The organism is Streptomyces sp. NRRL S-337 (assembly GCF_000720175.1).
Classification (GTDB): domain Bacteria; phylum Actinomycetota; class Actinomycetes; order Streptomycetales; family Streptomycetaceae; genus Streptomyces; species Streptomyces siderophoricus.
In genome coordinates this window covers 62,308-75,494 of sequence record NZ_JOIX01000041.1, presented here as the reverse complement: position 1 = coordinate 75,494, position 13,187 = coordinate 62,308, and the positions used below count along the sequence as shown (strand labels likewise).

Below are 13,187 nucleotides of genomic sequence, written 5' to 3'. Positions count from 1 at the left end.
CTGTGCGAGCGCTGGGTGAGCTAGGCATGCCTCCCGCGCCAGCTCACTGAGGTGCTGGTCAGAGCATCGGTCCACTGCTGGCTGGCCTCGTACAGATCCAGCAGGCGGCTCCGGGGGGACTGAAGCCTCGGTCAACCCGCGGGTGTGCGTCTGCCCGGAACCGGGTCCTCCGTAACACTGTGTGCGCACTGCCGCCGCATCGCAGTTCAGTGCCTGCTCTGGGCTCTGTGCTCGGCACCAAGCTGCCCGGCGTGCGGCGGGGTCAGCCATGACCAGCCGAGGGCGGCCGGAGACGTTCACCTCAAGGGTGATCGAATTGCATGGGTGCTCCAAAGCCGGTCGGCCCTGCTGCCCTCCTCGACGATGCGGGTGCCCCCGCGGATGGTCATCTGCCGCGACGAGCGCGAAGCTCAGCCGACCCACGCTGTCAGCCCCGGAGCAGCTCGGCGAGCACCTCGGCTTCACTGATATCGGGGTGCTTGGTTGCGGTGAGCAGTGTCAAGGGCCGGTTGTCGGCGAGGTTGCGCAAGTGCGCCAGCGCTTCTGCGTGCTGGGGATCTTGGAGTTCGGTCCGGTAGCGGCGGCTGAACTCCGCGAAACGCTCGGGGGCGTGGCTGTACCACTTGCGCAGCTCCGTGGACGGTGCGACCTGCTTGCACCATTCGTCAAGGTGGGCCTTCTCCTTGGTCATTCCCCGGGGCCAAATCCTGTCGACCAGCACCCTGGCGCCGTCGGCCTGCCCTGGATCCTCGTAGACGCGGCGGACGTTCACCGTCCTCTTGTGTGCCATGACGCGCCTCCTCCTGAGTCCGGCACTCCGCTTCTTGCGGGGTCACACGTAGTAACGGGAGACAATCTCGAGCCGCACGACTTTGTCCGGTCCCGGATAGGTCACCAACACGGTCGAATGCTGCATCAACAATCTCAAGCAGGGGCGCGGCCTGGCCACCCGCTACGACAAGACCGCCGCCCTCTACCTCGCCGCCATCGTCATCTGGTCAGCGAGATGATCCGAGATAAACGTCTAGGCCTCAGGGTCGACAGAAGTGCGTCTGTAGTGACATGGGTAGGGATAGGGGTCCCCTCCGTCCGCGTGGACAGTCCCATCCATCTGCAGCTCTCCGTGCTTCAAATAGCATCCCAGAGTCTGGATGTCGTTGTGATTCTTGAAACGTCGGATTTCACGCTATCTGCTTCCGGCCGTATTTTGGATGGCACCCAGTATGTCGGTCGATGATCAGAAAGAGACGGCCTGGCTCGTGACCTCAGGGCCAGGCAAGACCGAGCCCTGAGTTGCTGGTCCTGCCACTGATGCCGACGGCCGAGACGGTCGTGCCGCACGCGGCAGGCTCGGGTGTCCCCCTGCCGCCTTGACTTGCAGCCGTCCACGGCCTGGCTGCGGCCACGGCGGCGCTCGCCTGACCCTCTGAGCGCGTCCGTGAGCCCGGCCGCGGACAAGCGCCGCCCGCTGCCTGGAGTGCTCAGCCGTTGACGCGCGTGTGGGTGAGGAACACCGGGCCGCTCTTGAGGACGGTGTGGTCGGCGAGCGTCCAGGTGCGCGGATCGAAAGCGGCCTTGCGGGAGACCGGTGGGATCCCGTCGCCAATGGTCAGGGCGCCGATCTTGAGGATCAGCGTTGTCGATCTCGGCGTACAGGGAGCCCGCCAGCTCGGCGCCGCCGAGCAGCCAGATGTCTTTGCCGTCCTGCTGCTTGAGCTCCCGGACGGTACCGTCAAGCGCGGTCGTCCGCCCCGGCTCTCCCCGAACAGGTCCTGGATTCGGCAGGGAAGCAAGCCTCAGCTCAGTGTGAGTCCTCGAACACCTGGCGACAGCTGACCGGACATGCGAATCGAGGTAACCTCCGGAGACGGCCCTTGACCTGCAAAAGCAGGCAGGGAGCAGGCAGACCGGGAGTTTCTCCATGTTTCGTACGATGTTCAAGTCCAAGATCCATCGAGCCACGGTGACCGAGGCCGATCTGCACTACGTGGGGTCGGTCACCATCGACGCCACACTGATGGAAGCTGCCGACCTGTTGCCCGGCGAGCTGGTCCATATCGTTGACATCGACAACGGGGCCCGCTTGGAGACGTATGTCATCGAGGGCGAGCGGGACTCGGGTGTCATCGGTATCAATGGGGCGGCGGCGCATCTGGTGCACCCCGGGGATCTGGTCATCCTGATCAGTTATGCCCAGGTGGACGATGCAGAGGCCCGCGTGCTGCGTCCGAAGGTCGTGCATGTCGACGCGGACAACCGGATCGTCGCCCTGGGTGCCGATGCCTCCGAGCCGGTGCCCGGCAGCGATACGTCGCGCAGCCCGATGGCCTCGGCAGCCCGAGGGGCCTGAGGCTGACCCCGGGGCCCCGGGATGCCGAGTACGGCGCGTCCCCGGGGCGGTGGCCGCCGCCGCTTGAAGGGTCCCCCCCGCCAGGCCTGTCGGCGGAGCTTCACGGGCTGGCGCGGGGTACGTCCGGCTCGGCTGCGTTGTCGAGTTTTCAGGGTGCGCCCGTGGCTGACCGAGGACCCCGCCTCCGGAGGCGAGTCACGCCATGTGGGGCCGAAACGGTCACGTGAACGACGGCCACCGGTTGGCGGCCCATTCCCGCCAGTCCGCCCAGCCGGGGGGCGGGCCGGCGGCCCTGCGGCCTCGCAGCTCAGCCGCGTCGGGCGCCTCGAAGTGAGCCCGCCCGTGCAGGATGTCGGCCTCGGTCATCGGGAGCGTCTCCTCGGGGGCGGTCGCCCAGCGGTGGGCGAGCCGGGCGCGTTGGGTCTCATCGTTTACCGGGAGGTAGACCATGTGGAAGCGCGCGTCCTCGGCCTCCACCAGCCAGCGGATCGCGGACCGTTCATCCTGGGACCAGCAGCCGTAGTCCACCACCACGTTGGTGCCCAGCTTGACCGCCTCCAAGGCGAGCCAGAGCATACGTCCCTCCAGCACGTCGCGCTTGCCGTCCGCCTCCGCCTCGCCGAACAGGGGAATCATCCAGTCGTCGGGTGTCAGGCGCAGCGCGCCGTGCTCCTCGGAGAGCTGTCGAGCCCTCGTGGTCTTTCCGGCCCCGGGCAGGCCGACCATCAGGAACAACGTGGTCACACCCAGATCGTGTCAGGGAAGCCGGGCGGACGACCACTGCTTTTTCTGCCTGATCACGGACTGAGCCACAGGCGGATCGAGGCCACTGCGACGGTGCCGTGGAAGCCGTAGGCGCGCTCGTCGAACCTCGTGGCCCGGCCCGGGAAGTTCTTGAGGGCGTTCCTCGTCCGTTCCACTTCGTTCCTGCGCTTGTAGATCGTCTTGTCGAACCCGGTGGGCCTCCCGCCGCGACTGCCGCGTCTTGTGAGACCGCGGATCCGGCGGTCGCCGCCGGCATGGCGAACTTCTCCACCTACCGCGCGCACCCGTGGCGGCGTATCGAGCACACCATGGACAGCGGGAAGCGGCTGTTCTTCTCCGACCGTGAAGGGCTACGCCGGGAGGTTGCCCTTCTGGAGCGTACGCACCGCCGTCTGGCCGGGACCGACGCGCAGGGCAGTCCGTTCACGGCGTTGGATCCGGCGGTGCGGGTGTGGGTACTGGTCACCTTGTACGAGTGCGTGACGGCGATGCGGGGGCTGTCCGGACGCCCGCTGGCGCCGCCTGAACGGGATCAGATGTACGGAGAATTCCGTGCGGTGGGTAGCGAGTTCGGCCTCCCCGACGACCTGTTCCCGGCCACGGACGATCTGCAGGCCATGGCACAACGTGTGCTTGCCGCTCGAACTCACCCCTGAGCGCGAAGCCCGGGCCTACGCGCCTCCGAGACCTGGTGGCAGCACCTGCGGACCGGCATGGATGCTGACAACGACGGACAGGTGACCTGCGAGGAGTTCGTCACCGCCATGCTCACCGGGATCGACGCCGGGCCGGGCTACCTCGAGCAGGTCGAGACTGCTGTCTGCGCGGTGTTCAGCCGGCGGGCACCACGTTGGTTGCGTCCACCGCTGGGCGCAGGGCCCGGGCGAGCCTGACGCCGTCGCCAACGGCCCAGAAGTGGACGAAGAACAAGCGAGGTTCGTCCGTCAAACCGTGGTTGTGCAGCTCGACGAGCTCGGCCCCGGCACGCCGCAGGGCCGCCAGAACGTCCTGGACTTCCTTGGCGATCATGGCGCAGTCGCCACTGATCGCGGCTCGACCTCCGCCGAGCGGCTGGAAGTTGAACGCACTGGTCGACCCCAGGCCGGGGGGAAGCACCAGTTTGCCGTCGGTGATGGTCTCGCGGCGGACGAAGATGCACTTGTAGATGCCGTCATCGACGGAGCCCTTCGCACCCAGCGCGGCATCGATTCCTTCGGTGTCCAGGTCGACGCGCTGTCGCCGGGTTGCCGGCAGCGGGGCCGGGGTGCCGGTGAGGTTGAATGCCGCGCGGAGACCGCGGGCCACAGCCATCGGGTGGTGACTGTGCGCGTGGATGTGGATCCACCAGATATGGGGACTTTGGGAGAGGAGATGCTTGTGGATCGCGGTCAGCCCGATCTTGTGCTCGTGCAGAGCATCGATGAACGGCTGCAGTTCGTGCTCGGTGACCACCACATCACCCATCGCCATCGTGCTCTCGTCGGCGTAGCGGACGAAGGACACGTGCGAGCCGAGGGCGAGCTCCGGTTTGACGGCGATGTGACGGGAGTGCACCCGCAGGTCCCGGCGTGGGAAGGCGGTGTGGTACATCAGCTTTCGCTTCATATCGCCGGTCCGGCCCAGCGTCTTGGCCACACTCTTCCAGTGCGACCGAGCAGTGGACACTGGCTTGATCAGGCCGCGGCTGTTCGCCTCGGCCGTCCCTGGGGGCAGGGCCCGAGCGGGGGACGGTGCCCCGGCCAGCATCGGAGCCAGGGCGGCCGCGGCCAGCACACGCCGCCGCGGCGCACCTGCGTGCGGGTAGCTGTCCTGCTGTCTACCTTCAGCCGTCATGTCAACACCTCCGTGACGGCATGGAAGCACGACGAGGTGGAGTAGCTGCCGTCACCATCCTTGCTTGGGGCCAAGTGGACTAAGAAATCCCCCAGGCTGCCACAGCCCCTCAGCGACCCTACGAACGGCCAGTCCAGTCCAAGGCCCATGCGCTGTAGTGATGATGCCTGTGTGACTGCGGTGGTGGCATGGCCACGCTGGTCGCTTTCCCTCCACCTTGCTTGCAACTTGGTCTGGCGTCAGATCCACGGCAGTCTCGCAGTACTGTCACGCACGGAACTCAACGTTGGAGAGGTCCCCGCGAACGGCAACCTGGGGAAACATGCCTGGAAACGTGATCGCCTTCCTTCCGTTCCAGGCGGTGTCTTCAAATGATCTTGCGTGGTGGATCACGGCTGGGTGATACGCCGCTATGAACTGTCCGATGTCGACTGGGAGTTCGTCCCGTCGCTGCTGCCCGAGTCCTTGCGGGTCAGAAGCGGTTGGGCGACCGTACCGTGCTCAATGGGATCGTGTGGAAGTGCCGTACCGGGACCGCTTGGCGGGACGTGCCTGAGCGGTACGGTCCGTGGGCCACGCTGCACACCCGGTTCCGTCGATGGGCTTTGGACGGCACGTTCGAGCGTGTGCTCCAGGCCGCCCAGGCCAGTGCGGACGCGGCCGGGGACATCGACTGGCTCGTGTCGGTCGACCCCATCGCCGTCCGCGCGTATCAGCATGCCGATGGGGCCCGAAAAGGGAGCTCCGCCCCCGGGACTCGGACGCTCCCGAGGCGGCCTGACCAGCAACATTCCCTTGGCCTGCGATGCCTGGGCCGCCCGCTCGCCTTCACCGTCACAGGCGGGAACACAGGCGACTGCATCCAGTTCACCGCCGTGATGGACACGATACGGGTGCCCGCCTTGGACCGGGCCGGCCCCGCGTCCGACTCGACCAGGTAATCGGCGACAAGGGTTGCTTGCAGCTCCAAGGCCATCCGGGCCTGGCTCAGGCGGCGGGATGTCGGTCACGTCTGGCGCGTGGACGTCGGCAACGTATCGCTGACGGTCGATGCCGGCGTACCGACAGCGAGCGCCGCGGGGGCGTGGGCGCCGGCCGTTACCGCCGTCGCGACGGCCAGCAGTGTCGGGAGGAGCAAGGTGTGGCTGCGCCGTAAGCCGTCGCATGCGTGGGGCTACCTCTTGTCCTCGGGGATGCTTCGGTGGACCGAAGCACGAACGCAGCCAAGGGCGCCATGGACAGGCGCCGTTGGTGCGGGGGTGACCGGTGGAAGCCGGCCAGATGCACGCGCTGTTCCCGCCTTGGCGTCCGGCCACGACATGACATAGGAGGCTGTACGGGGACGGTTGGCGTCACCCCGGCGGGCGGCCACGGCAATACGTCGAGCAGTGTGCGCGCCTCATCTGAGACCCGGATTTCTTGTGTCGCGCGGTCTTCGGGCCGGAACGCCCGGCATGGAGCTGGCTCCCCGCCTCGGCCCGGTACCGGCGGTACTGCATCCGGAGGTCAGCCTCGGGTACGTGGCCGGGATCACAGGGCGGGCGGCCGGGCAGGCGGAATGCCGTCGCAGGGGGTGAAGGTTGATGCCTGCAATGCATTGAGTGCATGTGCACATACCGCCTGGTACCTAGAAGGAGCCCCTGTGACCGACACCGCGTCCGCCGCCTCCCGCGCGGCCGAGATCCTGTCCCGGCCCGTCACGCTGAACGGCCTGACCGTCCCGAACCGCATCGCGATGGCGCCGATGACGCGCATGTTCTCCCCGGACGGCGTCCCCGGTGAGGATGTGCGGTCGTATTACGCCCGCCGCGCCGCCGCGGGTGTGGGGCTGATCGTCACCGAGGGGACCTACGTCGGCCACGAGTCGGCGGGACAGAGCGACCGGGTGCCGCGGTTCCACGGCGAGCAGCAGCTGGCGGGCTGGACGAAGGTCGTCGAAGCCGTGCATGAGGCGGGCGGCACGATCGTGCCGCAGCTGTGGCACATCGGCATGGTCCGCAATCAGGGCGAGCCGCCTTTCGCCGACGCTCCGGCCGTCGGCCCGTCCGGCCTGGTCACCGCGGGCGCCGAGCCCACCGGCAGGGCGATGACCCAGCAGGACCTGGACGACGTCGTCGCCGCGTTCGCGCAGGCCGCCGCGGACGCCGAGCGCATCGGCTTCGACGGCGTGGAGATCCACGGCGCCCACGGCTACCTCGTCGACCAGTTCCTCTGGGCGGGCACGAATCGCCGCACGGACGCGTACGGCGGCGACCCGGTGGCCCGCACGAAGTTCGGCGCGGAGATCGTCGCCGCGGTCCGCGAGCGGGTCTCCGCCGAGTTCCCGGTCATCTTCCGCTACTCGCAGTGGAAGCAGCAGGACTACACCGCCCGCCTCGCCGAGACCCCCGAGGAGTTGGAAGCGATCCTGACCCCGCTGGCCGCGGCCGGTGTCGACGCCTTCCACGCCTCCACCCGCCGCTACTGGCTCCCGGAGTTCGACGGCTCGGACCTGAACCTGGCGGGCTGGAGCAAGAAGCTCACCGGACGGCCCACCATCACCGTCGGCTCGGTCGGCCTCGACGGCGACTTCCTCCGCTCCTTCGCGGGCCAGGGCGCCCCGGTGCGGGGCATCGACAACCTCCTCGACCGGCTGGAGCGCGACGAGTTCGACATGGTCGCCGTCGGCCGCGCCCTCCTCCAGGACCCGGAGTGGGCGGCGAAGGTGCTGGCCAACCGGTTCGAGGAGCTGAAGCCGTACGACGCGGCGGCGCTGAAGACGCTGCACTAGCAGGTCCTGTCCGGTGGTACGTGCCGGTGGCGGGGGTTCGGGCCCGTCGCCGGTCCGTTCGGAGGACGGGTGGTGGTGAGTCCGCCGGCGATCCCGCAGCGTGGCTCACCGCCGGAGCGATGTGGGGGACGGCGTGCCGACCGTGTCAGGGCCCCGCGTCTGCCTCATGGGGGCCGGGGCGGCCGCGGCGATGCCCGCCACGATGCGGCCCGCCGGGCGACGTCATGGACGAGCCCGGCGCGCTGGCCCGCGTAGAGGCCGAGAGCCTCCACGTCGCCCGACATGCCGAGGACGGGGACCATGTCGTCGTAACACGACCAGGCCCGTCCGTCGGCGCTCCGGGCCACCACGGCGCCTTCGCCGGGGCGGTTCGGCGCGGCTGGACGGTCCGCGGCCTCCCAGGCGCGGAGTGTGGAGTTGCGCAGCGCACGATGCGGGGCGTTGGGCCAGCGCCGTCGAAGCACCGCGTGTGCACCGCGTCCTGGGGCGTCGCCCGGATCACGACTTGACGGTAGACCTCGTGCGTGGCCGCCTCGGATGCCGTCAGGAATCGGGTGCCCAGCCATCCGGACTGGGCCCCGAGGGCCAGTGCGGCGACGAGGCCCCGCTCGTCGGCGATGCCGCCGGCCGCGATGTCGGGCAGTGGGTGCACACGTCAACGACCGCGGGCACGAGCGCCACCGGACTGCGCCCCCGCCGTCTGCCCTTCGGTCACGATCTGGCCGGGGTGCATGTGCTGCGCGCCCTCGACGACACGCTGACGCTGCGCGCCCAGCTGCTGGCCGGACCCAGGTGGTGGTGATCGGTGCCGGATTCCTCGGCAGTGAGATCGCCGCCACCGCACGTGGCCTCGGCCTGGACGTCACCCTCGTCGACATCGAGCCCACCCGGCTGTGCCGGCAAGTCGGCTCAGAGGAAGGGGAGTTGGTGGCGCGACTGCACCGTGACCTGCGCTCGCGCAGGTTCGTCGCTGTCTACCACGCAGACGGCCGGGTCGCCGGCGCGCTCGGCTGGAAAGGCCAGCGTGCCCTGCTCCGGTTTGCGCCCGCCTCTCCGACCCTACCGCCGCCTGACTCCCGCATCCGGACCGAGGGTGCCGCACCTGCCAGGCTCCGCACCCAGGCCTTGATCCGGGTACGGAGGAGCCCTCGGCGTAGAGGCGTGACGGTTTCGCCAGACGATGTAGCGAAGGATCCGTGCTGGGCGTGGTTTGCCGCTCGTCAGGACCAGAACTCGTCCTCGGTCTGCTGGTCCCCCTGGAACTCGCGGAAGGCGACGGCTTTGCCGCCGGCGACCTCCCAGACGTGTACTTCCGGTGAGGACCAGGTTCGACCGTTGCGCTCCGCGCTGACCGTGCACAGGACCACGACCCGCGATGCGTCCGTGAGCACGTCGTCGATCTGGATGCGAAAAGAGCCACCGGACAGCTCCATGACCCGCCCGAAGAATCCGACGAGTTCCTGGTGCCCGCGATAGTCGCCGGAGAGCGGGCTACGTCCCGGAATGTGCCAGGTGATGTCCTCGGCGAAAGCCTGAAGCACCGTGGGGATGTCGCCGGCTCCGAAGGCGTCGTAGGCCCCCACGATCAGTTCGCGATTGTCGGTGACCATCGTCGCCTCCTCCGTTCTCCGGAAGCCGGTCGTGTCTGCCTCCTCCCATTCCATGCTGGTCTCACGGAGCGCGAGCGGCGAGCCGGACCGATATAGCGAGCGGAAGGCGCCGGCGCGGAGGCAATCGAGGGAATGCGTCCGTCGGTGGGCGGCCCCCTGCGCTGCGTGGGCATTGGGCCGCGGGCCTGCTGGTCCGCGCCTTCAAGTAGCGGGCCGGTCACAGCGGGGCTCTATACCTTGTCGCCGCTGACAGAGTCGGGCTGGGTACGCAGCACGCAACGCACCGGTGTCCCGTCCGGCCCTGTGCCGGATCCGCCGTCAGGGGCGTCACTCTCCGTCGATGTCCGGCTGGATCTCGACCGTGAAAGCCGCGTCCTCGGGGTCGGTGCCTTCCTCGTGCTGCCAGACGATCACGCGCACGTGCTTCTGCACGGCGCCGAGGCGATTCCACTCGGACACCAGGTCGGTGACGACGAGGGCGGCGACGTACTCGGCGTCCTCCTCGGGATCGTCGGTGGTGACAGTCCCTTGCCACCGCTCGGGACGGTCGCCGTAGGGGCGCCAGCCCTCGGAGCCGTGCGGTTCCTCCACCCGGTACACCCAGTCTGTCTCGGTGCTCATGGAACCGATCCTGTCACCTTCCCGGCGGTCGCCAGGCGTCCGGCGGCCCGGCTCTGCGCCGGGCAGGGCGCCAGCGGCCACCCCGCCGGGGGTGTGGGAACAATTCTTTGAAAATCCTCCCCCCTTGCTTGGGGGCGGGACAGACCTGCTCGCTGAGATTCCTCACCCACCCGTCGCCGTCCCCCACTCCCCGTCATGCGGTCCTGACCGGGTGCGGCACAATCGCGGTCAACTGGCTGGCAACGGTGGGGGTGGGAACGTGGGGCGTTTTGGCTCGCGAAGCCGACGTAAGGGCATACCGAACGAGCCGGCGCTACTGGCTGCGGCTGCGGAGAATCCCGGTGGCAGTGTCGCCGAGATCGACCCGACGTATATCGACGACCCGAACGGCTACGTACCTCCCGAGGCGATCCGCGGCGCGTGGTTGGTGGACAGCAGCGGGAAACTGACAGGTGAGTACCAGGAGAATCTCCGTCACGGGGTGCCACAGGACGACTTCCGCAAGCTCACTGGTCCTGATCACTGGCTTGGCTGGCTCGGCGATGATCCCGCGATCGCCGTCCGGAAGGGCATCGAAGAGTCCTTGCGCGCCCAGGTGGCAGACGCAGTGGTCGAGTGGGTCAAGATCCTCGAAACGCCCCGGTTTCTCACGGGTGGGCGTCGACATTCTCAGGACGAGCAAGTCATGGTGGTCACCCGCGCGGCACTCGCCGCGCCGTTTGCGTTGTCCGTGCGCACAACGAAGCACGGGCGTTCCATCCTCCTGGGGGTGTTCTCCTGGGCGGCGGTGAACCTCTCACAGCCCGAACTCCGCAAGGACCGGCACTGGTTTGACCTGGGCGTCGGGCTGGACTGGGCCGGTGAACGGCTTCAAGGGCGGATCTACGAGATTGACGGTGAGGACGGCACCGCCGAGCGGTAGAGGGGCAATGCCACTCCGTACCGGCGGTCAGAGCGGATACCTGACGCCGTAGGCGCCCTTGACTGGGAGCAGCCGTCCGAACCCTCAACTGGCGGGCGAATCCGGCACCTTCGTTCACCGCGCAACCAAGTGGGGAACGCGAGCAGCCCTGGGGAATTGCAGGAATCCTCATCACAGGGGTGGGGTTGGGTGGGGCGCGGGCAGGCATGGTCAGGGGCGTAACCCCTGTGATCGTCCGCAGGGACTCGATGGCCACATGCATTCGGGCAGCGATATCGGAGGGGACGGTCCCGTCCGTATCGCGTCCGATCTGGCCGGACGTGAAGACCCCGTTGTCGTCTCGCGCTACCCATACGCTCACGTCTGGGTAGCGCAGAAATTGCACTTCAGGCATGCAGGCCGAGGCATCGCCACCCGCTCCGAGAAGACCGCCACCATCTGCCTGGCCGGACTTCGCATCGCCCGCATCTTCCTCTGGTCCGCCCGATGATCCAAACGAGAGTCCCTAGCTCGCGTGGTGAGCACGCGCGCCCGAATCGACGATGCGATGGCGGAGCAAAATGCGTTCTGCTGGGACAAAACCGATCCCTCGAAGATCGGCTCACCTCCGCTCCCGCCGGGCACCACTACCGGAGTGTGCAGGAGAGCGTCTACCGGGTGCGCGGCGACCGAAGCCGGGACCTGACCCTCGCGCGGGGCTGACTGATCGTTCCGGGAGGAGTTCCTGACGGCGAGGCGTCGGTCGGTGGGGGAGTGGGCGGATGACTTGGGGTGGCCGGCTGCACTTCGAGGGGGATCACGAGGTCGGTTCCCGAGGCGATCTGGTAGACGCGGATGGTGTACCTGCCTGCAGCGGTGCCCTGAGGGATGGAGGCGGTGAACTCGATGGAACCGTCGTCTGCTGCGGTAGTCGCGTCGGCGAACAGCGTGGAGCGGTACTGCACGGTGCGGTGCGAAGCCGGTGCCGGTCACCGTGACCGTCCGGCCGGGCGTGGCCGGGTCGGGGCTGGCGTGCGCGCTCACAGGGCCGCTCTGCTTCTCTTTCTCGTACCGAAGCTCGGCATGGGCCTGGCGGCCGGACGCGGCGCCCACAGCGGTGACGCCGTAGGTGCCACCGGGTTCCGCGAGCCCCCACCCCTCTCCCACGCGGCCGACCGCGACTCCTGAGCTGTTTGCCCGCTCGTGGGCGTAGCTGCCGCTGTGCCCCCAGGGGCCCAGGTAGATATCGACGGTTTCCCCCGGCTGGAAGCCGGAAGCCGTGGCTGTGGTGGGCTGGCCGGCCTTGAGGGTGGAGGGGTTGAGGGTCAGCTGGGGTGTGGTGTGAGGCGTGGTGAGGTCGGCCGGGAGGACCCGCAACGGCGCCGACGCCTTCCGGCCGGAACGTGTCCCCTGGGCCCGGAGGGTGTAGGAACCCGGCTTGCCCGGCTGGTGGAACCGGGTCGTGATTTCCCCGGACCGTCCCGCGGTGAACGTCCCGATGCTGCCACTCGACGGGCCGGTCCAGGTGAGAACAACCGGCTCGCCCGGCTCCATCCCGCCTGCCTTCGCCGTGCAGGTGCCGCCCGCCTTCAATGTCGAGGTGGACAAACGGAGCCACGCGGCGGGACTGGACGGCGACGTTGCCGTCGGGGAGGGGACGTCGACGGGCTGGACCTCTGGGGACTCGGGCAGGGCGAGTTTGTTGAGGGTTGCGGTGAGCTCCGTCGGTGTGGAGACGAACTGGACCTTGGGGGCCTTCGTGGCCTCGGCCAGCTGGGCGAGCGGCTGCTGTTCCTTCCGTGGGACCTTGTAGCCGACAAACCGGAAGTCCAGCTGCACTCCGCTGTCCTTGGCCCGCCGGCCGACTGCCTGCTTGAGCGCGGTCTGATCTGCCGTGCAGGCATCGATGCCGTGCGAGGTCACCACGATGATTCGATTCCGCTTTCTCCCGCGGAACGGGTAGTAGCCGGAGAAGTCGTCGATCCCGGCGAGGAGTCCGCTCTCCAGGGTGGGCTTCCCGGACGCCGACAGCGCGTGCACGGACGTGTTGATCTTCTGCGCATGTCCCGTGCCCGGGCCTACGACCGACGCGGTGTTCCCCTGGTCGCCGCAGCTGCCGCCGAAGCGGCGCAACGACAGGGAGTCTTCGTCGGCGGCGTTCTGCGCGGCCGAGCCGACGGCGTCCGCGGTATCGGGAAGGTCCGTGTCGTTCTTGGCCAGTGAGGTGTCGACGAGGAAGGCGGTCCGGTAGTCCGGGACGGCCCGGAGGACCAGGAAGGCGGCGACGCCGGTCAGCAGCGTGACAACGGCGCCCCCGATCAGCAGCACGCGAGGCCA

At 68.5% G+C, this 13,187-nt stretch carries 13 protein-coding genes and 2 pseudogenes; 7 read left to right on the top strand and 8 right to left on the bottom strand.

The window, feature by feature from the left end; translation table 11 throughout:
* Positions 1-427: 427 nt before the first annotated feature.
* A complete protein-coding gene (locus tag IG62_RS0125830) occupies positions 428-790 on the bottom strand; it encodes a DUF488 domain-containing protein (protein ID WP_030807912.1) in 363 nt (120 codons plus the stop codon).
* A 1,131-nt stretch (positions 791-1,921) separates the two neighbouring features.
* Here IG62_RS0125830 and panD point away from each other — a divergent pair.
* Positions 1,922-2,350 carry an aspartate 1-decarboxylase gene (panD, locus tag IG62_RS0125825; protein WP_030807909.1) on the top strand — a complete coding sequence of 143 codons (429 nt, stop codon included), beginning with the start codon at positions 1,922-1,924 and terminating at the stop codon, positions 2,348-2,350.
* Positions 2,351-2,569: 219 nt separating this feature from the next.
* Here panD and IG62_RS0125820 read toward each other — a convergent pair whose 3' ends face one another.
* Positions 2,570-3,094, bottom strand: a complete 525-nt coding sequence (locus IG62_RS0125820) for an AAA family ATPase (protein WP_030807907.1) — start codon at positions 3,092-3,094, stop codon at positions 2,570-2,572.
* Positions 3,095-3,147: 53 nt separating this feature from the next.
* Positions 3,148-3,336, bottom strand: a pseudogene (locus IG62_RS0125815) (IS5/IS1182 family transposase); the annotation flags it as partial.
* Between the two features lie 33 nt (positions 3,337-3,369).
* Here IG62_RS0125815 and IG62_RS43425 point away from each other — a divergent pair.
* Positions 3,370-3,771 (top strand): oxygenase MpaB family protein, encoded by a 402-nt coding sequence (locus IG62_RS43425; protein WP_078872236.1) that lies wholly within the window; start codon positions 3,370-3,372, stop codon positions 3,769-3,771.
* A gap of 175 nt (positions 3,772-3,946) precedes the next feature.
* Here the strand turns inward: IG62_RS43425 and IG62_RS0125805 are convergent, their stop codons facing one another.
* Positions 3,947-4,948: a DUF1259 domain-containing protein gene (locus IG62_RS0125805; protein WP_030807904.1), complete on the bottom strand. Its 1,002-nt coding sequence runs from the start codon at positions 4,946-4,948 to the stop codon at positions 3,947-3,949.
* 431 nt (positions 4,949-5,379) lie between these two features.
* On the opposite strand from IG62_RS0125805, the gene IG62_RS50265 reads away from it, so the two are divergent.
* Together IG62_RS50265 and IG62_RS0125795 are read left to right on the top strand one after the other, a co-directional pair.
* A complete protein-coding gene (locus tag IG62_RS50265) occupies positions 5,380-5,889 on the top strand; it encodes an IS5 family transposase (protein ID WP_107053060.1) in 510 nt (169 codons plus the stop codon).
* A gap of 701 nt (positions 5,890-6,590) precedes the next feature.
* Positions 6,591-7,718 carry an NADH:flavin oxidoreductase gene (locus IG62_RS0125795; protein WP_030807902.1) on the top strand — a complete coding sequence of 376 codons (1,128 nt, stop codon included), beginning with the start codon at positions 6,591-6,593 and terminating at the stop codon, positions 7,716-7,718.
* Between the two features lie 145 nt (positions 7,719-7,863).
* On the opposite strand, the gene IG62_RS49025 is transcribed toward IG62_RS0125795, so the two are convergent.
* Positions 7,864-8,307, bottom strand: coding sequence for a hypothetical protein (locus IG62_RS49025; protein WP_420711107.1), 444 nt, complete (start codon positions 8,305-8,307; stop codon positions 7,864-7,866).
* Here IG62_RS49025 and IG62_RS50260 point away from each other — a divergent pair.
* Together IG62_RS50260 and IG62_RS50255 are read left to right on the top strand one after the other, a co-directional pair.
* The gene (locus IG62_RS50260; protein WP_030807899.1) at positions 8,239-8,520 is read left to right on the top strand and encodes a hypothetical protein; all 282 of its coding nucleotides are present in this window, start codon (positions 8,239-8,241) and stop codon (positions 8,518-8,520) included. The genes IG62_RS49025 and IG62_RS50260 overlap by 69 nt on opposite strands.
* Positions 8,511-8,606: pseudogene (locus tag IG62_RS50255) on the top strand (NAD-binding protein); the annotation flags it as partial. The gene IG62_RS50260 and the pseudogene IG62_RS50255, both read left to right, overlap by 10 nt.
* 332 nt (positions 8,607-8,938) lie before the next feature.
* Here IG62_RS50255 and IG62_RS43420 read toward each other — a convergent pair.
* Together IG62_RS43420 and IG62_RS0125780 are read right to left on the bottom strand one after the other, a co-directional pair.
* Positions 8,939-9,328: a nuclear transport factor 2 family protein gene (locus IG62_RS43420; protein WP_158795113.1), complete on the bottom strand. Its 390-nt coding sequence runs from the start codon at positions 9,326-9,328 to the stop codon at positions 8,939-8,941.
* 327 nt (positions 9,329-9,655) lie between these two features.
* Positions 9,656-9,949 (bottom strand): hypothetical protein, encoded by a 294-nt coding sequence (locus IG62_RS0125780; protein ID WP_030807894.1) that lies wholly within the window; start codon positions 9,947-9,949, stop codon positions 9,656-9,658.
* A gap of 259 nt (positions 9,950-10,208) precedes the next feature.
* Here IG62_RS0125780 and IG62_RS0125775 point away from each other — a divergent pair, with 259 nt between their 5' ends.
* Positions 10,209-10,871: a hypothetical protein gene (locus IG62_RS0125775; protein ID WP_030807891.1), complete on the top strand. Its 663-nt coding sequence runs from the start codon at positions 10,209-10,211 to the stop codon at positions 10,869-10,871.
* 357 nt (positions 10,872-11,228) lie between these two features.
* Here IG62_RS0125775 and IG62_RS43415 read toward each other — a convergent pair whose 3' ends face one another.
* Positions 11,229-13,178 carry a hypothetical protein gene (locus tag IG62_RS43415; RefSeq protein ID WP_051798580.1) on the bottom strand — a complete coding sequence of 650 codons (1,950 nt, stop codon included), beginning with the start codon at positions 13,176-13,178 and terminating at the stop codon, positions 11,229-11,231.
* Between the last annotated feature and the right edge of the window lie 9 nt (positions 13,179-13,187).